The organism is Streptomyces sp. NPDC037273, from assembly GCF_055603625.1.
Genome location: NZ_JBVJVO010000007.1, coordinates 103209 through 126086, shown reverse-complemented (window position 1 = coordinate 126086; position 22878 = coordinate 103209). Strand labels below are relative to the sequence as shown.

Below are 22878 nucleotides of genomic sequence, written 5' to 3'. Positions count from 1 at the left end.
ACCTGGCGCGCGGTGCGAATGCCCGGCCGTGGTGGGGCTGGCTAGCGTCCTGCCCGGCGGTGGAACCACCACCGACCGATACGGGAGGAAACCCACATGCTGAAGAAGCTGATCGCGAGTGTGGCCGTGATCTCCGCGGCCGGGCTCGGCGCCGGCCTCTCCATCACGCCGGCCGCCGCGTCGCCGTGTCCGTCGGGGGCGCTCTGCGCGTACCTGTCGACGAACTACACGGGCGACCCGGGCACGGTCTACGGCGACAACAACAACCTGCTCCAGTACAACAAGTTCAACAACGCGGTCTCGGTGTCCAACTCCGGCACCCAGTGCAGCGTCCGCATCTACAGCGGAACGGGCAAGACCGGTTCGTCGGTGAACATCCCCCGCGGCTACGGCATCGGCGACCTCTCCGGCACCGTCTACTACAAGAACGTCGCCTCGAACAAGTGGTGCTGATGCCGTGAACCTGCGACCAGCGGCCCTGTTCGTCCTGTGCCTGCTGGCAGTGGGCGGGTGCTCCTCGGCACCCGCCCACCGGGACGCGAGCACCTTCCCCGTCCCCCTGGACGGGGCCACCGTCGTCCCGGCGCAGCAGGCCGGGACGCTCCACCAGGCCGAGGAGAAGGCCGTCGCCGGATGCATGCGGCGACGCGGATTCCCGTACGCACCGGTCCCGGCCACCCGTCCCGTCACCGACAACCCGTACGGGCTGCTGACCGAGGAAGCCGCCAGGAACGACGGGTACGGCCTGGCGTCCGCCGCGCTCGAAGGCCTGCCCGACGACCCGAACGCGCCCGTCCTCGCGAAGCTGACCGAGGCCCGGCGCGCGGCCTGGCAGGAGGCGCTCGTCGGCACGAGCGCGCACCAGGTCGTCCTGACCACGGAGGGGGCGCCCGAACTGCGCCTCAACACCGACGGCTGCGTGTACCTCGCCCGCCGCGAGGTGTACGGCGGCGCGTGGGAGCAGGCCGAGGTCGACGCCACCGGGGCGACCGCGCGGATCGTCTCCGAGGTCGCCGCCGCCCCCGAGTTCCTCGCCGCGCAGAAGGCGTGGGCCGCCTGCATGGCGGAGCAGGGGGAGAAGGTCGGCACCATCCAGGAGGCCCGCGGGCTCATCCAGGACGCGGTGGCCAAGGCGGGCGAGGACCGCTCGGCGCTGCTGCGGACCGGCCGCCGCGAGCAGGAACTCGCCCGGCGGGACGCGCTCTGCCAGGACCGCGGCGACCTCGCCTCGGTGACCCGTACCGCTCAGGAACGCGTCCAGGCCCGGCTGCCGAAGTCCTCGTGGGCCGGCGCCACCCGGGTCAGGGAACTGCGCGAGACCGCGCTGCGCCGCACCGGCGCGTCCACCGGGGCGTGACGCTCAGGCGCCTTCCTTGAGGACCCTCGCGATGAGGGTCCTCTGGGCGTCCGTGAGGCGCGGGTCGCAGCAGCGGACCGTGACGCCGTCCACGGTGATCTCGTACGCGAAACCGTCCGGCACGCCCCGGCTCTCGTCGCTGCCCTCGTCGAGGACCGTGCCGGCCAGGGCGTGCCAGTCGCCGGCGTCCGGCCGGCCGGAGGTCTCCACCTCCGCCGACCGCTCGATGCCCGCGAAACCGCCCGTGCGCCGCACTCGAATCCGCATGGGCCCTGTCTACCAGCCGGTCAGTCGGTGGGCACCCCCACCGCCGTCCACGCCTTCAGGACGGCCTGGATCTCCTCGCCGTCGCCGTACCGGGCCCGCGCCGCCGCCACGGTGGCCGCCGCGAACTCCCCGAACCGGGTCTCGGGGGCGAGGGTGCCGCCGGTCATCACGTCGTACCAGATCTGCCCGGCCCGCTCCCAGGCGTGGCCGCCGAGCTCGGTCGCCACCAGGTAGAAGGCGTGGTTGGGGATGCCGGAGTTGATGTGCACCCCGCCGTTGTCGCGGGACGTGCGGACGTAGTCGTCCATGTGGCCGGGCTGCGGGTCCTTGCCGAGGACGTCGTCGTCGTACGCGGTGCCCGGGGCCTTCATGGAGCGCAGCGCCGTGCCCTCCACGCTCGGGTGGAAGAGGCCCTCGCCGATGAGCCAGTCGGCGTCCTGGGCGCTCTGGCCGCGGGCGTACTGCTTGACGAGGGAGCCGAAGACGTCGGAGACGGACTCGTTGAGGGCGCCGGACTGGCTGAAGTACTCCAGGTTCGCCGTGTACTGGGTGAAGCCGTGGGCGAGCTCGTGGCCGATGACGTCGACCGGCAGGGTGAAGTCGAGGAAGATCTCGTCGTCGCCGTCGCCGAACACCATCTGCTCGCCGTTCCAGAAGGCGTTGCCGTAGTTCTCGTCGTAGTGGACGGAGGCGACGAGCGGCAGTCCCGAGCCGTCGATCGAGTCGTGCCCGAAGGCGTTCATGAAGAGGTCGAAGGTGGCGCCGAGGCCGGCGTAGGCCCGGTTGACGGTGGCGTCGGGGACGGCCTCCTCGCCCTCGCCGCGGACCTTGGTGCCCGGCAGGGCGGTGCCGCGCGCGCAGTCGTGGACCGTGCGGTGCGGCTTCCCGGCGTCGCCGGGGCCGAGCGTCGGGGCGGCGCCGGGCAGCGGCAGCACCCGGAACGTGCGGGCGGCGGCGTCCGCGACCAGGGTGCGGCGGGCGGCGGCCGCGACGGCCGGGTTCGAGGAGTGCGCCAGGTGCTCCAGAAGGTGCGGCGGCACGATCGAGCAGAAGACGGACGAGTGGGAAGTCATCCCTGCAATGTGGCACTGCGTGACGCCACTGTCACGAGGGGAGACGATGATTGGCGAAATGGAGTGATGCGTCACTGTTCGGGCTTGACGCCGACGCCGTCCCGCATACTGAAACAGGACGTCCGTCTCGACGATCCTGGGCTAGGCTGCGGCACATCATGCGTTTCGGGCTGCTTCTCCTTAGCTGCCGCGGCGAGGGCCTGTAGTCGTAGGCCGACCCCCTCCCCGCGGGACCTGGTGTTGCGTTCGACAGTCGGCCGTCCTTCTTGCTGGACCCGAGGAGCCCAACGCAATGTCTCAGTCCCCCTTCGTCAGCCGCCCGACGCCCATCACCAACGCGACGCAGCTGCAGAAGCCGTCCGGGATGCCGATCCACAAGTACGGCCGCTACGAGGCCGTGCAGATCCCCGACCGCACCTGGCCCGAGCAGCGCATCACCAAGGCGCCCCGCTGGCTGTCCACCGACCTGCGCGACGGCAACCAGGCCCTGATCGACCCGATGTCCCCGGCGCGCAAGCGCGAGATGTTCGACCTGCTGGTCCGCATGGGCTACAAGGAGATCGAGGTCGGCTTCCCGTCCTCCGGCGAGACCGACTTCGCGTTCGTCCGCTCGATCATCGAAGAGGGCGCGATTCCGGACGACGTCACCATCTCCGTACTGACCCAGGCCCGCGAGGACCTGATCGAGCGGACCGTGGAGTCCCTGGTCGGCGCCAAGCGCGCCACCGTCCACCTGTACAACGCCACCGCGCCCACCTTCCGCCGGGTCGTCTTCCGCGGCTCGAAGGAGCAGATCAAGCAGATCGCCGTGGACGGCACCCGCCTGGTCATGGAGTACGCGGAGAAGCTGCTGGGCCCGGAGACCACCTTCGGCTACCAGTACAGCCCCGAGATCTTTACCGACACCGAGCTGGACTTCGCCCTGGAGGTCTGCGAGGCCGTCTGTGACGTCTGGCAGCCGGGGGAGGGCCGCGAGATCATCCTCAACCTGCCCGCCACCGTGGAGCGTTCGACGCCGTCCACGCACGCGGACCGCTTCGAGTGGATGTCCCGCAACCTGACCCGCCGCGAGCACGTCTGCCTGTCCGTCCACCCGCACAACGACCGCGGCACCGCCGTCGCCGCGGCCGAGCTGGCCATCATGGCCGGCGCCGACCGCATCGAGGGCTGCCTGTTCGGCCAGGGCGAGCGCACCGGCAACGTCGACCTGGTGACCCTGGGCATGAACCTGTTCAGCCAGGGCGTCGACCCGCAGATCGACTTCTCGCAGATCGACGAGATCCGCCGCACGAGCGAGTACTGCAACCAGATGGAGGTCCACCCGCGCCACCCCTACGCGGGCGACCTGGTCTACACCGCCTTCTCCGGCTCCCACCAGGACGCCATCAAGAAGGGCTTCGACGCCATGGAGGCCGACGCGGCCGCGAAGGGCGTCACCGTCGACGACATCGAGTGGGCCGTCCCGTACCTGCCGATCGACCCGAAGGACGTCGGCCGCTCCTACGAGGCCGTCATCCGGGTCAACTCGCAGTCCGGCAAGGGCGGTATCGCGTACGTCCTGAAGAACGACCACAAGCTGGACCTGCCCCGCCGGATGCAGATCGAGTTCTCGAAGATCATCCAGCAGAAGACCGACGCCGAGGGCGGCGAGGTCACGCCGGCCGCGATCTGGTCCGTGTTCCAGGACGAGTACCTGCCCAACCCCGACAACGCTGGTGCTCGTTGGGGGCGCATCCAGCTGCGCTCCGGCCAGTCGACCTCCGACACCGACGGCACGGACACGCTGACCGTCGAGGCGGTCGTGGACGGCGTCGACACCGTCCTGACGGGCTCCGGCAACGGCCCGATCTCGGCGTTCTTCGCCGCGCTGCAGTCCATCGGCGTCGACGCCCGCCTGCTGGACTACCAGGAGCACACGATGAGCGAGGGCGCCTCCGCGCAGGCCGCCTCGTACATCGAGTGCGCCATCGACGGCCAGGTCCTGTGGGGCATCGGCATCGACGCCAACACCACCCGCGCCTCCCTGAAGGCGGTCATCTCGGCGGTCAACCGCTCCGCCCGCTGACCTCCACCGCGCCCGACGGCCGCCCCGTACCCCTCCTCCCGGAGGGTGCGGGGCGGCCGCCGTATGTGAGCTGCGTCACGGTTTCAGGTTCGCTTAAGGAAGATGGTGGCGCCATGTCGGATTCGGCGTCATATCAGGTGAGTTGACGGCAGATCGGGGAATGGCGGAAGGTCGGTCCGTCCCCGTCGGACATCCCCCCACGCGCCCCCTCCATACCTCCCTGACCTGGAGTTTCGTATGCGCACGACCGCTGCCGTGGCCGCCGTTCTCGCGGTGACCGGTGCCGCCCTCGCCTGGGCCCCCGCCGCTTCCGCCACGAACCCCGCGGAGTGCGCGACGAACCCGCTCGGCACGGCCGGTCTGTACGCCGAGTTCGTCGAGAAGGACTCCACCCGCCACTCGGACTCCGAGGGCGCGGTCGCGGTCGGCGGCGACGCGACGTTCGGTGACCCGGGCCGGTCCGGCTTCTCGGTCGGCTCCGGTCTCTCCGGGGCCGACCTCGCGAAGCTGCCCGGCGGGCACAGCCTCGTCGTCGGCGGCACCCTGAAGGCCAACGGCGTGGTCCTGGTCAAGGGTTCCGGCATCGCCGGCAAGGTCGTGGACAACTCCCGGGGCGAAGGCTTCGACGTCGACGGCGACAAGGTCGGCACGGGGCCCTCCCCGGTCGACTTCGGCAAGGAGTTCGCCGCGCTGCGCACGCTCTCGACCGGCTGGGCGGGCGCGCGGCCCGACGGCGAGGTGTCCACCGACGGGCGGAGCCTCTACCTCACCGGCTCCGACGCGAAGCTGAACGTCTTCGCGGTGAGCGGTGCCGACCTGGAGAAGGCCGGCGAGATCTACCTCAAGGTCCCGGTCGGCTCCTCCACCCTCGTGAACGTCGTCGGCACCTCGTACGACATGCGGGCCAAGCCCACCTCCGGCGTGTGGATCTGGGACGGCGGCGCGTACGTCCAGGACGACTACGACCGGCACACCGCCGGCCACAAGAGCATCCGCTCCAAGCTGCTGTGGAACTTCCCGCAGGCTGAGACCGTCGACAAGAACTCCTCCGCCTGGCCCGGCACGATCCTGGCGCCCCACGCCACCGTCACGATGACCAGCGGACACATCAACGGCTCGGTCATCGCCGAGGAGCTCGTCACCGTCCCCGGTGCCGAGACCCACCAGATGAACTTCACCGGCTGCCTCCCCGAGGTGACCACCCCCGGCCCGGTCGTCACCCCCGAGGCCCCGAAGCCGACCGACACCCCCGCGCCCACCCCCAGCGAGGGCGGCGCGACGCCGGGCGCCTCCGAGACCCCCGGCGGCTCCGCGTCCCCGTCGGCGCCCGCCACCCCGGAGGCGTCCGCCACGACGCCCGGCACGGCCCCGACGCCGGCGCCGTCCGCCACCCCGGAGGGTGATCTCGCGACGACCGGATCGGCCATCGGCCCCGGCGTGATCGGCGCGGCGGCGGCCGCCGTCGTGATCGGCGGCGGCTTCCTGGCCTTCGCAAAGCGTCGTCGCCGCGCCTGATGCGGAATCCGTCGCGGTGACGTGTCTCGGCCAACTCCTCGGTGAACTCCTGACGGGGTGCTGACGTCGCATCATGGATGTGGCTAACATCACGCCAACGCCGGCAGTGCAGCCGGGCCGTTGAGGAGGTGCGTGTGCGGTCTGCCCGGAATTCACGTGGTGGGAAAGTGGGCGTCTGCGGAATCCGCACCTCCTGGAACACCGTCGGAGACGGCGAGTTCTTCTGCGAGGAGTGCGGAGGCGACCGCAACTACCGGCGGCGCACCGGCCGCCGCAGGTTCGCCGTCCTGGGCGTCCCCGTCCTGCCCCGGGGCTGTACGGGCCCCGTCGTCGAGTGCGCGGCCTGTCACACGCACTTCGGCACGGAGGTCCTCGACCACCCCACGACGAGCCGCTTCTCCGCGATGCTGAGGGACGGCGTCCACACCGTCGCCCTGGCCGTCCTCGCGGCCGGGGGCACGGACTCCCGCGCGGTCCTCGACCGGGCCGTCAGCGCCGTCCGCGCGGCGGGCTTCACCGAGTGCACGGCCGTCCAGCTCGTCGACCTCGTCGAGGCGCTCGCGGCCGACACCGGCCGGTTCATGCCCGAGGTGAACCCCGAGGGCACGCTCCTCGCGATCGAGCTCCACGAGGCCCTCGAACCGCTCACCCCGCACCTCGCGCCCGCCGGCCGGGAGTCGATCCTGCTGCAGGCCGCGCGGATCGCCCTCGCCGACGGGGCGTACAGCCCGGCCGAGATGGAGGTCCTCGGTACCGTCGGGAACGCCCTCGCGTTCGCGCCCGACGACACCGTCCGGCTCCTCGCCTCGGCGCGGACGGTGCCGTAGAACCCCTCACGGCGTGATGTTCTGGTTCAGCCGGAACACGTTGTCCGGGTCGTAGCTCCGCTTCACCTCGCGCAGCCGGTCGTAGTTCTGCCGGTAGTTGACCCGGACCCGGTCCTGGTCGTCGGTGTCCATGAAGTTCACGTAGCCGCCCTCCTGGGTGTGCGGGCGGAGCGCCTTGTCGTAGGCGCGGGTCCAGGCGATGTTGCGGTCGTTGTCCGCCGGGTCGGTCCAGGTGCCGCCGAAGGAGTGCGAGTAGAAGGCGTCGCGGTAGGCGAAGGCGGTGTCCTCGGGGCCCACGTCGTGGCAGGCGCCGTCGATCGGGAAGATCGCGGTGTCCGACTCCATGGACGGCATCGTCTCGCCGTACTCCGTGTGGACCGCGATGGCGCCGTCGGAGAGCTCGCGGCTGAAGTTCCCCTTCCAGTAGTGGTAGAGCCCCGGCGGCAGCTGCTCGTCGAAGAGGGTGTTGATCACCGGGTACGGCATCCGGTCCATGAACCGGCCGACGACCGGGCCGAGCGCGTCCAGGCGCGCCAGGACCTTCTCGTCCTCCGAGGACGGGCCGGAGAAGCAGGTGAACGCGGCGCAGATCGGGCGGCCGTGCCAGCGCTCGGGCAGGAACGGTTCCTCGGGGCCGAGCGCGAGCACGAAGATCGAGTTCAGCTCCGCCGAGGTCTCCGCGATCATCGCCCGCCAGGCCCGGGCCACGTCGCCGTCCAGCGGATAGCAGGTGATCCCGCCGAAGATGTCGTCGACCGGGTGCAGCCGGTACGCGAGCGAGGTGACGACCCCGAAGTTCCCGCCGCCGCCGCGCAGCGCCCAGAAGAGGTCCGGGTCCCGCTCCGCGTCGCAGGAGACCAGCGTCCCTTCGGCCGTCACCACATCGGCCGCGACCAGGTTGTCGCAGCTCAGGCCGCACCTGCGGGCCAGATGCCCCATGCCGCCGCCGAGCGTCAGACCGCCGACACCGGTCGTGGAGACGACGCCGCCGGTGGTGGCGAGCCCGAAGGCGTGCGTGGCGTGGTTGAAGTCGCCCCAGGTGGCGCCGCCCTCGGCGCGCGCCCGGCGGATCTCGGGCTGGACCCGGACGCCCCGCATCCGGGACAGGTCGACCACGAGCCCGTCGTCCACGGTGCCGAAACCGGCGACCGCGTGGGAGCCGCCCCGCACCGCGAGCCGCAGCTCGTGGTCCCGGGCGTACCGCACCGCCGCGATCACGTCCCCGGCGTCCACGGCGTGGACGACGACGGCGGGACGGCGGTCGTGCAGGGCGTTGTAGACCCGGCGGGAGACGTCGTACGACGGGTCTCCGGGGGTCACGACGGTGCCGCGCACGGCACCGCGAAGCGTGTCCAGGGATTCGGTCGTGGTGGTCATGCCTCCGGTCTAGCCCCGGGGGACCCTGCCGCACATCGCCCGAACCGCCCATGGAAGCGGTGGTGCGCGGGATGGGCCGTTCGCACCACGTTCCGAGGACGGCCGGCCCGGTCAGACCAGGTCGTGGGCGTAGGCGTACGCCGTGGCGGCGGCGCGGGAGCCGACGCCGAGCTTGGCGAAGATGTTGTTCAGGTGGCGGGAGACCGTGTGCTCGCTGATCACCAGGGTCCGCGCGATGTCCCGGTTGGTGCCGCCGGTGGCGACCAGCCGCAGGACCTCCGCCTCGCGGGCCGTCAGACCGCCCGGCAGCCGCCGCCGCTTGCCGCCGGAGAGCAGCGCCGCCGCGCGCCGGGCGTCCGGCACCGCGCCGAGCCGCTCGAAAACCGCCCGCGCGGCCGCCAGCTCCAGCCGGGCCGCCTCCTCGTCACCCGCCGCCCGGCAGGCCGCCGCGAGCAGCATCCGTACCTGCGCCGCCTCGTACGGCACCCGCAGGTCGAGCCAGCCGGCGAGCGCCCGGCGCAGCGGGGGCAGCGGGGCTCCGCCGGAGGCGAGGGCGACCGCGCCGTACGCCGTGTCGGCCATCGCCCGCAGCAGGGGTACGTCCCCGGCGAGCGCGTCCAGGCCGGCCGCCGCCTCCGTCGCGCCGGGCACGTCCCGGACGGCGAGCGCCACCTCCGCGCGGGCGGCGAGCAGGCGGGCGCGGCCCAGGACGTCGTGGCGCGGGTCGCTCTGGCAGGCGAGCGCGAGCTCGACGCCCGCGACCGCCGCGTCGGCCCTGCCCTGCGCCAGGCGCAGCAGCGCGAGCCCCGGCTGCGGGATGCGCCCCAGCTCGTGCGCGTGCGCGTAGGACACGGCCGCCGCGTCCAGCCGCCCCTGCCGCCGCTGTACGTCCCCGGCGGCGTAGTACGCGGCCGCCGCCGACTCCAGACAGTCCACCGGCACCTCCCGGCACGCGAGCCGCGCCTCGGCCTCGGCGAGGTCCCAGGCGCCGAGGAGGTCGAGCACCTGGACCCGGTGCGCCCGGCAGACCCCGCGGAAGGGGTTCTCCCCGGAGGGGACGGCCATGGGGGCCGCGTCGGTCGCCGTGCCGTTCGCCGTGCCGTCCGTCGTGTCGTCCGTCGTGTCGTTCGTCGTACGGCCCGACCAGGGCGGGGCGCACCACTCCATCGCCGCGTCCGTCCACTCCACGGCCCGGCCGAAGTCGGCGGCCTCCATGCACTGGGTGATGGCGAGGCAGTACAGCAGGCCGGTGAACATGCCCGTGAGCTCGCCGGCGGAGACGGCGCACATGGCGTCGTCGAGGAGGGCGAGGGCCTGCGCGCGGCGGCCGCCGGCGAGGAGGACGGCGGACTCGGCCTGGCGGGCCAGGGCGAGCAGGTCCGGGTTGCCGGAACGCAGGGCGAGGCGGGTCATCCGGTGGGTGGCGGCGAGGGCGGCGGCACGGTCGCCGTGCTGCTCGGCCTCCTCGGAGTCCGTCCAGGCCAGGAAGCACTGCTCGGGGCACGGCGGCAGGTCTTCGAGGTGGTGCCTCGCCCGGTGCAGCCAGCCGGCCGCCGCCGCGGGCCGTCCCAGGGAGCGGTACTCGAAGAACAGCCACCAGGAGGCGAGCCCGGCGCCCCTGTGGTCCCCGGCCGCGAGGTAGGCGGCGTGCGCGCGGAGCCGTGCGGTGACCGACTCGTCGACGTGCCCCGACCACCAGGCGGCGTCGGCGAGCACGGACAGGTCGTCGGCGGTCAGCGCGCGCGAGGGGTGCCGGTCGTGGGCGCGCAGCAGCGCGTACGCCTCCGCCCAGGACTCCCGCCCGGCGGCCGCGCGGGCCCGCTCGACCGCGTCGGCCACGGCGGACGCGGTGGCGGCGGTCCGGGCGCCGGTGGCCGCCATGGCGCCCGTGGCCGTGTGCGTCGTGGGTGCGGACATGGCCCTCACCTCTTCCCGGTCCTTTCAGGGTAGGACCGGGAAGAGGCGAGGGCCTCGTGGCTACTGGATCGCGCCGCTCGCGCGCAGCATGTCCTCGCGCTCGACGATCTTCACGCGCTCGCGGCCCTGGGGCTCGCCCAGCGCCTTCTCGGCCGCGTCCAGGGCGTACCAGCCCTCCCACGTCGTGTAGGTGAGGCCCTTGCCCTCGAGGAAGGACACGATGGCGTCCGTCTCGGGGGTCTCGGGGGTGAGCAGACGGCCGCTGGCGAAGTCGTCCAGGAGGTTGGCGACGGTCTCGTTGGCGTCGCCCTTGGTGTGGCCGATGAGGCCGACCGGGCCGCGCCGGATCCAGCCGGTGCAGTACGTGGAGGCCATGTGCTCGCCGGACTCCTCGATCACGCGGCCGCCCTGGTCGGGGATGGTGCCGGTGGTGGTGTCCCACGGGATCTTCGGGAGCTCGTCGGAGAGGTAGCCGACCGCGCGGTAGACGGCGGAGACGTCCCAGTCGGTGGTGGCGCCGGTGCCCTTGACGTTGCCGGTGCCGTCGAGCTCGGTGCGCTCGGTGCGCAGGCCCACGACCTTGCCGTCCTCGCCGAGGATCTCGACGGGCGACTCGAAGAAGTGCAGGAAGAGCTTGTGCGGGCGGTCGCCGATGTCGCGGATCGCCCAGTTCTCCAGGGTCTTGGCGACCATGTCGGTCTGCTTGTTCTTGCGGCGCTCGGCGATCGAGCCCTCGTCGTAGTCGATGTCCTCGGGGTTGACGATGACCTCGATGTTCGGCGAGTGGTCGAGCTCGCGCAGCTCCATCGGGCTGAACTTCGCCTGCGCGGGGCCACGACGGCCGAAGACGTGCACTTCGAGCGCCTTGTTGGCCTTCAGGCCCTCGTAGACGTTGGCCGGGATCTCGGTCGGCAGCAGCTCGTCCGCCGTCTTCGCGAGGATGCGGGCGATGTCGAGCGCCACGTTGCCGACGCCCAGGACGGCGACCTTCTCGGCCTCCAGCGGCCAGGTGCGCGGGACGTCCGGGTGCCCGTCGTACCAGGACGCGAAGTCCGCCGCGCCGTACGAGCCGTCCAGCTCGACGCCGGGTATCCGGAGCTCGCGGTCGAACATCGCGCCGGTGGAGAAGACCACCGCGTCGTAGAACGAGCGCAGGTCGTCGAGGTGCACGTCGGTGCCGTAGTTCACGTTGCCGAAGAGGCGGACCTGCGGCTTGTCGAGCACCTGGTGCAGCGCGGTGATGATGCCCTTGATGCGCGGGTGGTCAGGCGCCACGCCGTAGCGGATCAGGCCGAAGGGGGCGGGCATCCGCTCGAAGATGTCGATGGACACGCCCGGCTCGGCGGCGGCGTCGGACTTCAGCAGCGCATCGGCGGCGTAGATGCCGGCGGGGCCGGCGCCGACGATCGCGACCCGGAGGGGGCGGGGCATGACGGATTCCCTTCGCAAGCGACGTGGCGGCGAAGCCGCCGACACTTAGGTCACCCTAAATAATTCTTCGCGCGAAGTGGTACCCGGGCCCGGTCTATGAGCCCATAAGGCGAACTTATGACTTCCATAAGCAGCCCCATGCCCCGAGGTCGCCCGCCCGCTACAGGCCGCCGACCCCCAGCAGCGCCAGGACCGCCACCGCGACCGCCCCCGCCGCGCCCAGGAACCCGATGAACAGTCCCGACCCCATCAGCACGACATCCGTCCACCACCGCGCCCGCGACCGCAGGACCACCACCCGCCCCGGATCCCGCGGATCGTAGGCCACGTCGATCGTCCACGCGTGCGCGAAGCTCTTCACGTTGCGCTGCAGCCCCACCGGATCCGGGTACGTGAACTGCCCGGGAACGCCCGGCACCCGCTCCGCCGCGACCGTGACACCGTGCTTGCGCAGGTACCACTCCTCGTACGGCATGTACGCGACCGCCCCCGCCAGCGCCAGGAAGAACAGCCCGAACAACCCCGCCGGAATGATCCCCACCATGCCCGCCGGATGCCCCGTCACGCTCACCAGCACCGACAGCACCACGATCGCCAGCAGCCCGTACAGCGACCACCGCTTGACCCGCCGGAAGTGCGCCACGGTGTACAGATCACCCAGGCGTTCCCCCGTCGTGAGCTGCGTCCCGTCGACCTGCTCCCGCTCCTCCGGCAGCACCGCGTTCACCGCCTCCGCGAACCCCACTGCCTCGGCCGCCTCCACGTCCTCCAGCCGCACCACCACCGGCACCGCCCCCGGCGCCGCCGTCAGCTCGATCGCCACCGCCCGCCCCTCGGCGCGCACCTCCCCGATCGCCTCCAGCGGGATGTGCATCTCCTCGTGCCTGCGGCGCAACCACAAAGCCCTGCCCTCGGCCCGCAGGCCCGTACCCTCGGGCCCCCGCAGGGCCGGTATCGGCGGCATGATCGACATGGCGCGATCGTAGGGCCGTGCCCCCGCCCGGGAGAACCCCTTTCGGTACGGGATCCCCAGGGCCCGTCAGCCCGTCAGCCCGTCAGCCCGTCAGTCCGTCAGTCGACCAGGGTCCTGACGACCAGCAGCCCGGCCCCGTACACCCCGCCGCCCACCAGACCGCAGCCGACCACCGTCATCAGCGCCATCATGCAGCGCACGTACAGCCCCTCCGGCCGGATCGCCACCCCCGGGTCACGCGGGTCGTAGGCCAGCTCGATCCGCTCCCCGCCCACCGGGTCCGTGTACGTGTGGCCGTTCCCCGCCATGTCCTCGTACCGGTACACCCGCGTGCTGTTCGTGTGATGCGAAAGCTCCGCCACCACCGTGATCCCGTGCCTCGGCAGCCACCACATCCGGTACAGCCCCCGCCCCACGACCCCCACCAGGAACCCGCCGACGGCGACCACCAGGACCGCGAGCCCGAACATCACCGCGTACTCCCCACGGCCCGCCACCCCGACGAACACGTCCAGGGCCACGACCGGCACGGCCGCCCCCAGCACGACCGCCTTCCGCCGGCCCATGCCCGGCGCCTCGGCGACGCGGGTGATGACGAGCGCGGCCCCGTCGACCGCCCCTCCCGTCCGCTCGGGCAGCGCGCCGTTCACGGCCTCCGCGAACGCCGTCGCGGCCGCCTCGCTCACGTCCGCCACCCGGTACGCCGTCGGCTCCGCCCCTTCGGGCGCGCTGAGCGCGATCTCGACCGTCCGCCTCTCCGCCCGGACCCGCCCTATCGCCGCCAGCGGTATCGCGTACTCCGTCCCCGCCCGGCGAAGCGTCACCGCGCCTTCCCCGCAACGGAGTACGGCGCCGTCACGGCCGCGCAGGACGAGAGTGGGCAGCGAGGGCGAGGTCGGCATGCGGGTGATCGTAGGCGGCGCAGGTCACGAGCGCTTCGGACCGGTGCCGGTCGACTTCGCCACCTGCCAGGTCGCGCGGGCGGCGACGACCGCCACCGCGAGGGCGAAGACCGCGCAGAGACCGGTCGCGATCGGGCTCTTGCACCTGGCCGCGGTCACGACCATGCAGACGAAGACGGCCCAGTCCACGCACGTCCGCTTCAGCAGCGCCACCAGGCGGCTCGCGCGCTCCTCCAGGGGACGCGTCATCCGGTGAACGCCTGGGCCATGAAGCGGAGTCCGATCCCCTCGCGGTACACCCTGCTGTTGCTGTCGTAGTGCGAGAACTCCGCCACGACCGTGCCCCCACGCTTGGCGTACGCCCACTGCTCGTACAGGCCGCGGCCGAGGAAGCCCGCGATCGCGGCGCCTAGGGCGGCGAAGGGCATGGGGGCGAGGGCCAGTCCCGCGTACGGCCATCCGCCGGCCGCTCCGGCCGTCGCGCTGAGTGCGACGACGACCGCGAGGACGGCCAGGACGGTTCTGGCAGGTGTCACGCCGAGATGCCGGTGACAAACGCCGACCAGGCCGCGGCGGCGACGACCAGGACGGGGCCGTCGGTGACCTTGCTGTCGCGGACGGGGACGATGCCGGGGAAGTCGGGGGAGACCTCGACGCAGTTGCCGCCCTCGCCGTTGCTGTAGGAGCTCTTGCGCCAGGCGGCGCCGGTGAAGTCGTAGGAGACTTCGACGCAGCTGCCGCCCTCGCCGTTGCTGTAGGAGCTCTTGAACCAGTGGGCGTTGTTCAGGTCGTACGCGCGCATCGTCTGAAGTCCTCCGCCGCCGATTCGAGCAGGGCCAGGGACGCCTCCGGCGACAAGGTGGCGACCCTGAGCAGATCGTAGGCGCGCTGTGCGCGCTTCACCACCGCCGGATCGTCGAGCAAAGTCCCCGAAAACGAGGTCTCTGTATAGGCCGTTGGCGGCTGGTCATCGAACTCCATGAGCTGCAGCATGCCGTTCATGGAGGCGTGTGCTCCGGCGGAGCGGGGCACGACGCTCACCAGGACGCAGCGCTGCCGGATCAGCGACACGATGCGGTCGAGTTGGGCGGCCATGACCTCGGCGCCGCCGACGGGGACGAGGACCGCGTTCTCGTGCAGGATCACCCAATACTCGGGCCTTGTAGCGTCCGTGAGGATCTTCGCGCGGTCCATCCGTGAGGTGACCTTCTCCTCTATGTACTCCTCCGCCGCGAAGGGGTTGGCGGCCAGGGTCACGGCGCGGGCGTACGCGGCGGTCTGCAGCAAGCCCGGGATCACCGTCGGTGCGAACTCGCAGATCCGCGTCGCCAGCGCCTCCAGCTCCGCCACCTCATGGAAATAGGAGGCGTACGGCGACTTGTTGATGAGTTGCCGTACCGTTCGTTCGAAAAAACCACCGGTTTGTAGGGCGGTGTCGATCCGCTTCGCCACGTCCAGCTGTGGCTTTCGAATTCCCTGCTCGAACAGTCCGATATAGGCGCCTGAAACGAACACTCGGTCGCCCAGCTCGGTCTGTGTGAGTCCGGCGGTCTCCCGGTGTTCCTTCAGGACCTCGCCGAAGTACTCCCATGCCTCGTTGCGCCTGGTCTTGGCCATGGCTTAACTCCCCAACCCTACGCCGCAGTTGTATGGCCTGCGAGTCTGCCGATTCTACGGATCTGCCCGCACCCTGGAGAGGCGAAGCGGGAAATGGATTCAGAAAGGCATACGTTGGTGAAGGAAGACATCATGAAGACGACCACGGGGGCAGTCGGAGCCGCACGGGAGGCGGTGGCGGAATTGCGCGAGGCGTTGGCGAGGGCAGGAATCAGGTTGCCGTCGCTGGGGCTCGACGTCGTCACGCTCGCGGCCGAGCCGCCGAGGCCGCTCGTGGAATTGGGTTGTTGCACGGTGGAAACGGCTCGGCTGCTCGCGGCCGCCGTACTGCCGAGGGAGGAGAGTCGAACGTGACGCTGCCCATCGGGTCGTATGTCGTGGAGATCCGCACGGGGAGGGTGGGGAGGGTGATGGGGCACGAGGGGCCGTACGTCCAGGTCCGGCCGCTGGGGGGCGGGCGGGAGTGGGACGTGGAGCCGGGGGAGGTGAGGGAGGCGACGTCGTCGGAGCGGCTGAGCGCGGCGACGGCGCACGCGAACGCGCGGAGCAGGGGAGAGGTGCCCTGAGGGGGACCGTACCCACGGGAAACGGAACGGGCCGGTACGCACTGTGCGTACCGGCCCGTTCTCGTGCGGGGCGGCGGGGGTCAGGAGGAGGGGCGGGTGTCGCGGCGGAGCTGGTGGATTTCGCGGGTGATGGCCCAGGCGTCGGCGACGGGGCCGAGGTGGGCGAGCTTGTCGGGGTTGAGGACGGCGCGGATGGTCTGGATGTGGCCGTCGAGGACGTCGAGGACGATCGCCTGGAGGACGCGGCCGTGGGCGTCGCGGTAGATGGCGCCGGGCTGGCCGTTGATCTCGCGGAGCTCGGAGGTGATGCCGAGGGCGAGGAGCGAGGGGAAGGTGGCGCCGAGGAGGCGGGAGACGTTGTCGGCGCCGTGGATGGTGCGGGCGAGGTTGGGGGCCTTGCCGCCGCCGTCGCCGACGAGCTGGACGTCGGCGGAGAGGAGGGCCTGGAGCCCGCCTACGTCGCCGGTCTGGAGGGCGCCGAAGAAGCGCTCGGCGAGTTCCTGGCGTTCCTGGCGGTCGGCTTCGAAGCGGGGGCGGCCCTCGTGCATGTGGCGGCGGGCGCGGACGAGGAGCTGACGGCAGGCGGCCTCGGAGCGGTCGACGGCGGCGGCGATGTCCTCGAAGTCGAAGGCGAAGACCTCGCGGAGGAGGAAGACGGCCCGTTCGAGGGGGCTGAGGCGTTCGAGGAGGAGGAGCGCGGCCATGGAGACGGAGTCGGCGAGTTCCACCGAGCGGACCGGGTCCTGGTAGGGGTCGTTGAGGAGGGGTTCGGGGAACCAGGGGCCGACGTACTCCTCGCGGCGGACGCGGGCGGAGCGGAGGACGTCGATGGAGAGGCGGGTGATGGTGGTGGAGAGGAAGGCCTTGGTGGAGGTGGGGCGGGTGGGGGAGGCGTCGAAGCGGAGCCAGGTCTCCTGCACGGCGTCCTCGGCCTCGCTGACGCTGCCCAGGATGCGGTAGGCGATGGAGAAGAGCAGCGGGCGCAGCTCTTCGAACTCCTCGGCCTTCTCCTCGGCCTTGCTCGTGACGTCGTCCTCGCTCATTTCGGCTTCCTCTCCCCGTTTCCCCGCTGCCGTTACGGTGCGTCCGCGTCCGCGCCGGGTGACGCGGACGCACCATGATCATCCAGATGCGTGGGCGCTGTCAGTGGAACTGGCCGGGCACGTAGTCGCCGGCGGGCTGGCGGGTGATCGCGTTGAGGCGGTTGGCGAGGTTCATGAAGCCGATGTGGAGGACGAGTGCCATGAGCTGGTCCTCGTCGTAGTGGAGGGCGGCCCGCTCCCAGACCTCGTCGCTGACGCCACCGGCGGCGTCGGCGGTACGGGTGCCCTCCTCGGCGAGTTCGAGCGCGGCGCGCTCGGCCTCGGTGTAGACGGTGGCCTCGCGCCAGGCCGCCACCAGATTGATGCGCACCGCGGTCTCGCCGGCGTGCGCGGCCTCCTTGGTGTGCATGTCGATGCAGACGGCGCAGCCGTTGATCTGGCTGACGCGGAGCGCGACCAGCTCCTGGGTCGCGGCCGGCACGGTCGACTCCTTGACCGCCTTGCCCGCCGCCAGGAGGTGCTTGAAGGCCTTGCCGGCGACGGGGCTGGCGAAGAGGTTGAGTCGCGCGTCCATGGGGTGCTCCTTCGTGGGTGTCGCTCGCTGCTTACAACCCCTGAGACGAGATGGCCCTGAGCCCTGTGACACGGCCGGATGTGACCCGCGTCACCTGAAGGGGTGGTCGTCCGTCGCGGGCCCGGCTGTCGGTGCCGTACGGGAGAATGGGGCGCATGAGTCTGTTCCGCGACGACGGCATCGTGCTGCGCACCCAGAAGCTGGGTGAAGCGGACCGCATCATCACGCTCCTCACCCGCGGTCACGGACGGGTGCGCGCGGTGGCGCGCGGGGTGCGGCGGACGAAGTCGAAGTTCGGGGCGCGGCTCGAACCCTTCTCGCACGTGGACGTGCAGTTCTTCGCCCGGGGGAGTGAGCTGGTCGGACGCGGGCTGCCGCTCTGCACGCAGAGCGAGACCATCGCCGCGTACGGCTCCGGCATCGTCACCGACTACGCGCGGTACACCGCGGGCACGGCCATGCTGGAGACGGCGGAACGGTTCACCGACCACGAGGGCGAGCCCGCCGTGCAGCAGTACCTGCTGCTCGTGGGCGGTCTGCGGACGCTCGCCAGGGGCGAGCACGCGCCGCACCTCATCCTCGACGCCTTCCTCCTCCGCTCCCTCGCCGTGAACGGCTACGCGCCCAGCTTCGAGGACTGCGCGAAGTGCGGCATCCACGGCCCCAACCGGTTCTTCTCGGTCGCGGCGGGCGGAGTCATCTGCGGCGACTGCCGGGTGCCCGGCAGCGTCGTACCCTCCGCCGAGGCCATCGGCCTGCTCAGCGCCCTCCTCACCGGCGACTGGGCGACGGCGGACGCGTGCGAGCCCCGTCACGTCAGGGAGGGCAGCGGACTCGTCTCCGCCTATCTGCACTGGCACCTGGAGCGCGGCCTGCGCTCCCTGCGGTACGTGGAGAAGGGCTGACGTCTCCGGTCCACGGCGCGTGGCGGAGGCCGGACGCCTCCGGTCCACGGTCCGGCCGCGGTGTCGTCGTCTACGCTGCTCGACGGTGTCACGCACGGGCGACCACCGTGCGCGGGGGAGGAGTGCGGACGATGGGCAACGGCGCGGACCTGCCGCGGCGGATCGGTGTCTACGAGGTCGAGCGCGCGCTCGGCTCGGGCGGCATGGGGACGGTCTACCTCGCCCGGTCGCCGGGCGGCCGGCCCGTCGCGGTCAAAGTGGCCCGCCCGGAACTCGCGGCCGACCCGCACTTCCGCAGACGGTTCCGCGCGGAGGTGGAGGCGGCCCGCAGGGTCGGCGGTTTCCACACCGCCCCCGTCGTGGACGCCGACCCCGACGCAGACGTGCCCTGGCTGGCCACCGCCTACGTCCCCGGGCCCACCCTCGCCGAGCTCGTCGAACGCCAAGGCCCCATGGACGAGGCGCGGTTGAGGTCCCTCGGCGCGGCCCTCGCCGAGGCGCTCCAAGCCGTCCACGCCTGCGGGCTCGTCCACCGGGACCTCAAGCCCGGCAACATCATCATGGCCGACGACGGACCCCGCGTCCTCGACTTCGGCATCGCACGGGCCGTCGAGTCCACCCGGCTCACCGCCACCGGCGCGGCCTTCGGCACCCCCGGCTACCTCGCGCCCGAACAGGCACAGGGCGACGAGGTCGGCGGCGCCGCCGACGTCTTCGCGCTCGGCGCCGTCCTCGTCGCCGCCGCCGGAGGCCGTGCCTTCGGCGAGGGCACGCCCATGGGCCTGATGTACCGGTCGGTGCACGAGCCCGCCGACGTCTCCGCCCTCCCGGCGGATCTTCGGCCCCTGGTCGCCGCCTGCCTCTCCAAGGACCCGGCCGACCGCCCCACCCCCGAGACGCTCCTGCACGCCCTCAAGCCGGACGCGGTCCCGGCCGTGGGCCCGGCCACGGTCCCGGACGCGGGCGCGGTCCCGGCTCCGAGCCCGGCAGCGAGCGGGACCCCGGTCTCGGCCCCGAGCCCGGCCCCGAGCCCCGTCCCCGTACCGGATCCCGCCGCTCGCACGCTCACCGCCCCCGGACGGGCGGGGCCCGTTCCGGCCGGGGCCTCGGGCAGGTCGCCGGTCGTCACCCGGGTGATCGTGGCCGTCGCCGTGGTGGGCGCGCTCGGGGGTGGCCTTCTCGCCTACTCGTGGCTGGGGGACGAGAAGAAGGGCGCGGCCCCGAAGGTCACCGCGACGCACTCAGGGTCGTCCACATCGGCGTCCACGCCACCGTCATCGCCGCCGACCTCGCCCCCGGCGAACAGCGCGGCGCCGAAGGACCGGGTGACCGTCGTCGTGACCGGCGAGGGGGAGAGGAGCTGGGTGTCGGCGAAGGGCCGGAACGGCGACCTGCTGTACGAGGGGCTGCTGGAGGCCGGCGAGACCAGGACGTTCACGGACGGGGACGAGATCGACCTGGTCCTGGGCAACGCCGGTGCCGTCCGGCTCGTCGTGAACGGCAAGCAGGTCGAGGACGAGTTCCAGCCCGGTGAGGTCGAACGCCTCCGCTACGGCAGGGGCGACTAGGAAGGGCGGCTCGGCCGCCGTGGGAAACTCGACTACGCGTGAAGTACGGCACCACCTCTTAGGAGATCCATCGCCATGGCCATCGCACGACTCCTCGGGCGCCAGCGCCGGGAATACCGGACCCCCGAGCCGCACCCGTCCGGCGCGCGTCCGCCGAAGCTCCAGTCCGAGCTCGTGCCGGAGCACGTGGCGATCGTCATGGACGGCAACGGCCGCTGGGCGAAGGAGCGCGGTCTGCCGCGCACCGAGGGTCACAAGGTGGGCGCCGAGCAGGTGCTCGACGTGCTCCAGGGCGCGATCGAGATGGGCGTCGGCGCGATCTCGCTGTACGCCTTCTCCACCGAGAACTGGAAGCGCTCGCCCGAGGAGGTGCGCTTCCTCATGAACTTCAACCGCGACTTCATCCGCAAGACCCGCGACCAGCTCGACGAGCTCGGCATCCGGGTCCGCTGGGTCGGCCGGATGCCGAAGCTGTGGAAGTCGGTGGCGAAGGAGCTCCAGGTCGCGCAGGAGCAGACCAAGGACAACACGAAGCTCACGCTCTACTTCTGCATGAACTACGGCGGCCGCGCGGAGCTGACGGACGCCGCGCAGGCGCTCGCGGAGGACGTGAAGGCCGGCAGGCTCGACCCGTCGAAGATCACCGAGAAGACGATCCAGAAGTACCTGTACTACCCGGACATGCCGGACGTCGACCTCTTCCTGCGGCCCAGCGGCGAGCAGCGCACCTCCAACTACCTGATCTGGCAGAGCGCGTACGCCGAGATGGTCTTCCAGGACGTCCTGTGGCCCGACTTCGACCGCCGCGACCTGTGGCGCGCCTGCGTCGAGTACGCCCAGCGCGACCGCCGCTTCGGCGGCGTCGACCCGGCGGACCTGGCCGTCCTCGACAAGGCCTGAGCCGGGACCGGGGGCTGGGGGCCGGGGGATGAAGATGGAGCTGGTGTACACGCCCACGCGTGGGGACGTCCTGGACGCCGTGCGGGTGCAGCTGCGGCACGGCGCGTTCCGGCTGCTGCGGTGGGTGCTGCCGTTCGCTGCCGGTCTGGCGTTCCTGGCCGTGGCCCTGATGCTGACCGGGCCCGGCGGGGCGGAGGCAGGGCCGGTGGCGCTGATGACCTCGCTGGGGCTGCTCGCCGCCGTCCTGCCGCTGCTCGTGCCGCGGCTCGCCGCCCGGATGACGTACCCGATGATCGAACGGCAGGGGGAGCACCGGGCGAGCGTCGACGAGCAGGGGGTCCGCTGGGTGACCCGGGACAGTGAGCTCACGGGCCGCTGGCAGCTGATGGCCCGGTACGTCGAGACGCCCACCCAGTTCGTCCTGCTGTCCGCGGACAAGGGCGCGGCGGGCGTGGCGGCGCTGCCCAAGCGCGGCCTCGCCGACCCCGCCGACGTGGACCGGCTGCGTGCGGTCCTCGACCGGAACATCGCCCGGATGTGAGAGCGCGTACGCGAAGGGCCCGCACCGGATCGGATCGGTGCGGGCCCTTTCGTATGTCAGGTCGTGCGTCGGGTCACTTGGCGGCGCAGTCGGCGCAGGTGCCGAAGATCTCGACGGTGTGCGCGACGTTGACGAAGCCGTGCTCCGAGGCGATGGTCTCGGCCCACTGCTCGACCATGGGGCCCTCGACCTCGACGGCCTTGCCGCAGACGCGGCAGACGAGGTGGTGGTGATGGTCGCCGGTGGAGCAGCGGCGGTAGACCGTCTCGCCGTCGCTGGTGCGCAGCGCGTCGACCTCGCCCGCGTCCGCGAGGGACTGGAGCGTCCGGTAGACGGTGGTGAGGCCCACGGAGTCGCCGCGGTGCTTGAGCATGTCGTGCAGCTCCTGGGCGCTGCGGAACTCGTCCACCTCGTTCAGCGCCGCCGAGACGGCGGCCCGCTGCTTGGTCGAGCGGCCGCGTACGGGGGGTCCTGCCGTCACCACGGGGGCCTCCTTGAAATGTGTTCGCCCCCGCCATTCTGCCAGTCCCCCGTGCCCCCGAGGCCAGTCCGGTTCGCTCCGGGATCAGACCTTCACGTCGTCGTTCGGCCGCCGGGTGGCCGGAAGCGGTGCGTCGCAGTCCCGGGTGGCCGCTTCCGCGGCGCGGGCCCGGCGCCTGGCCAGCGGGGTGGCGAGGAGGGTCAGGACGATGAAGATCCCGATCGCGTAGAGGACGATCGTCGCGCCGGGCGGTACGTCCTGGTAGTAGGAGGTGACCGTGCCGGCCAGGGTGACCGTGATGCCGGTCGCCACGGCGAGGACGAAGGTGGCGCGGAAGGACTTCGACAGCTGCTGGGCGGCCGCGACCGGCACCACCATCAGCGCGCTGACCAGGAGCAGGCCGACGACCCGCATGGCGACCGTGACCGTGATCGCGGCCGTGACGGCGATCAGCAGGTTCAGGGCGCGCACGGGAAGGCCGGTGACCCGGGCGAACTCCTCGTCCTGGCTGACGGCGAAGAGCTGCTTGCGCAGGCCGACCGTGACGAGGACGACGAAGGCGGCGAGGAGCGCGATGGCGGTGATGTCCTCGTTCGACACCGTCGACAGGGAGCCGAAGAGGTACGAGCTGAGGTTGGCGTTGGAGCCGGTCGGCGAGAGGTTGATGAGGAGCACGCCGCCGGCCATGCCGCCGTAGAAGAGCAGGGCGAGCGCCAGGTCGCCGCGGGTCTTGCCGTACGCCCTGATCAGTTCCATGGCGACGGAGCCGGCGACGGCGACGAGGGTCGCCATCCAGACCGGGCTGGAGTTCAGCAGGAAGCCGAGGCCGACACCGGTCATGGCGACGTGCCCGATGCCGTCGCCCATCAGGGCCTGGCGGCGCTGGACGAGGTAGATGCCGACGGCGGGGGCGGTGATGCCGACGAGGACGGCCGCGAGGAGCGCCCGCTGCATGAAGGCAGGTTCGAGGAAGTCCATG

26 protein-coding genes are annotated in these 22878 nt (G+C 71.9%); 11 read left to right on the top strand and 15 right to left on the bottom strand.

Translation table 11 applies throughout. The features are described 5' to 3' along the window. The first annotated feature begins 96 nt into the window (after positions 1–96). Together ACZ7G1_RS20245 and ACZ7G1_RS20240 are read left to right on the top strand one after the other, a co-directional pair. Positions 97–453, top strand: coding sequence for a peptidase inhibitor family I36 protein (locus ACZ7G1_RS20245; protein ID WP_470873101.1), 357 nt, complete (start codon positions 97–99; stop codon positions 451–453). A gap of 4 nt (positions 454–457) precedes the next feature. Continuing rightward, the gene (locus ACZ7G1_RS20240) at positions 458–1357 is read left to right on the top strand and encodes a hypothetical protein (RefSeq protein ID WP_470873103.1); all 900 of its coding nucleotides are present in this window, start codon (positions 458–460) and stop codon (positions 1355–1357) included. A 3-nt stretch (positions 1358–1360) separates the two neighbouring features. Here ACZ7G1_RS20240 and ACZ7G1_RS20235 read toward each other — a convergent pair whose 3' ends face one another. Both ACZ7G1_RS20235 and ACZ7G1_RS20230 read right to left on the bottom strand, forming a co-directional pair. Next, complete coding sequence (locus tag ACZ7G1_RS20235; RefSeq protein WP_470873105.1) at positions 1361–1624, bottom strand: protealysin inhibitor emfourin; 264 nt, start codon at positions 1622–1624, stop codon at positions 1361–1363. Positions 1625–1644: 20 nt separating this feature from the next. Next, positions 1645–2697 (bottom strand): M4 family metallopeptidase, encoded by a 1053-nt coding sequence (locus tag ACZ7G1_RS20230; RefSeq protein WP_470873107.1) that lies wholly within the window; start codon positions 2695–2697, stop codon positions 1645–1647. A gap of 292 nt (positions 2698–2989) precedes the next feature. On the opposite strand from ACZ7G1_RS20230, the gene leuA reads away from it, so the two are divergent. From leuA to ACZ7G1_RS20215, 3 genes are all read left to right on the top strand, one after another. Beyond that, positions 2990–4762, top strand: a complete 1773-nt coding sequence (leuA, locus tag ACZ7G1_RS20225) for a 2-isopropylmalate synthase (RefSeq protein ID WP_470873108.1) — start codon at positions 2990–2992, stop codon at positions 4760–4762. Positions 4763–4999: 237 nt separating this feature from the next. Continuing rightward, positions 5000–6277 carry a choice-of-anchor A family protein gene (locus ACZ7G1_RS20220; protein WP_470873110.1) on the top strand — a complete coding sequence of 426 codons (1278 nt, stop codon included), beginning with the start codon at positions 5000–5002 and terminating at the stop codon, positions 6275–6277. 134 nt (positions 6278–6411) lie between these two features. Further along, a complete protein-coding gene (locus ACZ7G1_RS20215; RefSeq protein WP_470873111.1) occupies positions 6412–7104 on the top strand; it encodes a TerB family tellurite resistance protein in 693 nt (230 codons plus the stop codon). 6 nt (positions 7105–7110) lie between these two features. Here the strand turns inward: ACZ7G1_RS20215 and ACZ7G1_RS20210 are convergent, their stop codons facing one another. The 9 genes from ACZ7G1_RS20210 to ACZ7G1_RS20170 all read right to left on the bottom strand — a co-directional run bounded on the left by ACZ7G1_RS20210 (position 7111) and on the right by ACZ7G1_RS20170 (position 15321). Next, the gene (locus ACZ7G1_RS20210) at positions 7111–8481 is read right to left on the bottom strand and encodes an FAD-binding oxidoreductase (protein ID WP_470873113.1); all 1371 of its coding nucleotides are present in this window, start codon (positions 8479–8481) and stop codon (positions 7111–7113) included. 111 nt (positions 8482–8592) lie between these two features. Then, entirely contained in the window at positions 8593–10398 is a 1806-nt protein-coding gene (locus ACZ7G1_RS20205; protein ID WP_470873114.1) for a helix-turn-helix transcriptional regulator, read from the bottom strand. A gap of 60 nt (positions 10399–10458) precedes the next feature. Next, positions 10459–11829: an FAD-dependent oxidoreductase gene (locus ACZ7G1_RS20200; protein WP_470873115.1), complete on the bottom strand. Its 1371-nt coding sequence runs from the start codon at positions 11827–11829 to the stop codon at positions 10459–10461. A 160-nt stretch (positions 11830–11989) separates the two neighbouring features. Continuing rightward, positions 11990–12802 (bottom strand): hypothetical protein, encoded by an 813-nt coding sequence (locus tag ACZ7G1_RS20195; protein WP_470873117.1) that lies wholly within the window; start codon positions 12800–12802, stop codon positions 11990–11992. A gap of 98 nt (positions 12803–12900) precedes the next feature. After that, positions 12901–13704, bottom strand: a complete 804-nt coding sequence (locus ACZ7G1_RS20190; RefSeq protein ID WP_470873119.1) for a hypothetical protein — start codon at positions 13702–13704, stop codon at positions 12901–12903. Positions 13705–13728: 24 nt separating this feature from the next. Continuing rightward, positions 13729–13953 carry a hypothetical protein gene (locus tag ACZ7G1_RS20185; RefSeq protein WP_470873121.1) on the bottom strand — a complete coding sequence of 75 codons (225 nt, stop codon included), beginning with the start codon at positions 13951–13953 and terminating at the stop codon, positions 13729–13731. Further along, entirely contained in the window at positions 13950–14240 is a 291-nt protein-coding gene (locus tag ACZ7G1_RS20180) for a hypothetical protein (RefSeq protein ID WP_470873123.1), read from the bottom strand. Before ACZ7G1_RS20180 ends, ACZ7G1_RS20185 begins: the two co-directional genes overlap by 4 nt. Further along, positions 14237–14506 (bottom strand): DUF397 domain-containing protein, encoded by a 270-nt coding sequence (locus tag ACZ7G1_RS20175; RefSeq protein ID WP_470873125.1) that lies wholly within the window; start codon positions 14504–14506, stop codon positions 14237–14239. Before ACZ7G1_RS20175 ends, ACZ7G1_RS20180 begins: the two co-directional genes overlap by 4 nt. Beyond that, positions 14488–15321: a helix-turn-helix domain-containing protein gene (locus tag ACZ7G1_RS20170; protein ID WP_470873127.1), complete on the bottom strand. Its 834-nt coding sequence runs from the start codon at positions 15319–15321 to the stop codon at positions 14488–14490. Before ACZ7G1_RS20170 ends, ACZ7G1_RS20175 begins: the two co-directional genes overlap by 19 nt. A 132-nt stretch (positions 15322–15453) precedes the next feature. Between ACZ7G1_RS20170 and ACZ7G1_RS20165 the strand changes: the two genes are divergently transcribed. After that, entirely contained in the window at positions 15454–15675 is a 222-nt protein-coding gene (locus tag ACZ7G1_RS20165) for a hypothetical protein (RefSeq protein ID WP_470873128.1), read from the top strand. Then, a complete protein-coding gene (locus ACZ7G1_RS20160) occupies positions 15672–15887 on the top strand; it encodes a hypothetical protein (protein WP_470873130.1) in 216 nt (71 codons plus the stop codon). Before ACZ7G1_RS20165 ends, ACZ7G1_RS20160 begins: the two co-directional genes overlap by 4 nt. Before the next feature lie 80 nt (positions 15888–15967). Here ACZ7G1_RS20160 and ACZ7G1_RS20155 read toward each other — a convergent pair whose 3' ends face one another. Next, complete coding sequence (locus ACZ7G1_RS20155) at positions 15968–16930, bottom strand: RNA polymerase sigma-70 factor (RefSeq protein WP_470873132.1); 963 nt, start codon at positions 16928–16930, stop codon at positions 15968–15970. Between the two features lie 100 nt (positions 16931–17030). Then, a complete protein-coding gene (locus ACZ7G1_RS20150; protein ID WP_470873134.1) occupies positions 17031–17504 on the bottom strand; it encodes a carboxymuconolactone decarboxylase family protein in 474 nt (157 codons plus the stop codon). A gap of 155 nt (positions 17505–17659) precedes the next feature. Between ACZ7G1_RS20150 and recO the strand changes: the two genes are divergently transcribed. The 4 genes from recO (at position 17660) to ACZ7G1_RS20130 (ending at position 21418) form a co-directional block, all read left to right on the top strand. Beyond that, positions 17660–18409, top strand: a complete 750-nt coding sequence (recO, locus tag ACZ7G1_RS20145; RefSeq protein WP_470873136.1) for a DNA repair protein RecO — start codon at positions 17660–17662, stop codon at positions 18407–18409. Positions 18410–18540: 131 nt separating this feature from the next. Further along, positions 18541–19977, top strand: coding sequence for a RodZ domain-containing protein (locus ACZ7G1_RS20140; protein ID WP_470873138.1), 1437 nt, complete (start codon positions 18541–18543; stop codon positions 19975–19977). Positions 19978–20052: 75 nt separating this feature from the next. After that, positions 20053–20877: an isoprenyl transferase gene (locus ACZ7G1_RS20135; protein WP_470873140.1), complete on the top strand. Its 825-nt coding sequence runs from the start codon at positions 20053–20055 to the stop codon at positions 20875–20877. 28 nt (positions 20878–20905) lie between these two features. After that, the gene (locus tag ACZ7G1_RS20130; protein WP_470873142.1) at positions 20906–21418 is read left to right on the top strand and encodes a YcxB family protein; all 513 of its coding nucleotides are present in this window, start codon (positions 20906–20908) and stop codon (positions 21416–21418) included. Between the two features lie 73 nt (positions 21419–21491). On the opposite strand, the gene ACZ7G1_RS20125 is transcribed toward ACZ7G1_RS20130, so the two are convergent. Together ACZ7G1_RS20125 and ACZ7G1_RS20120 are read right to left on the bottom strand one after the other, a co-directional pair. Then, entirely contained in the window at positions 21492–21902 is a 411-nt protein-coding gene (locus tag ACZ7G1_RS20125) for a Fur family transcriptional regulator (protein WP_055643557.1), read from the bottom strand. Positions 21903–21983: 81 nt separating this feature from the next. Beyond that, on the bottom strand, positions 21984–22877 hold the full coding sequence (locus ACZ7G1_RS20120) for a metal ABC transporter permease (protein WP_470873143.1): 894 nt from the start codon (positions 22875–22877) through the stop codon (positions 21984–21986). Position 22878 lies beyond the last annotated feature (1 nt).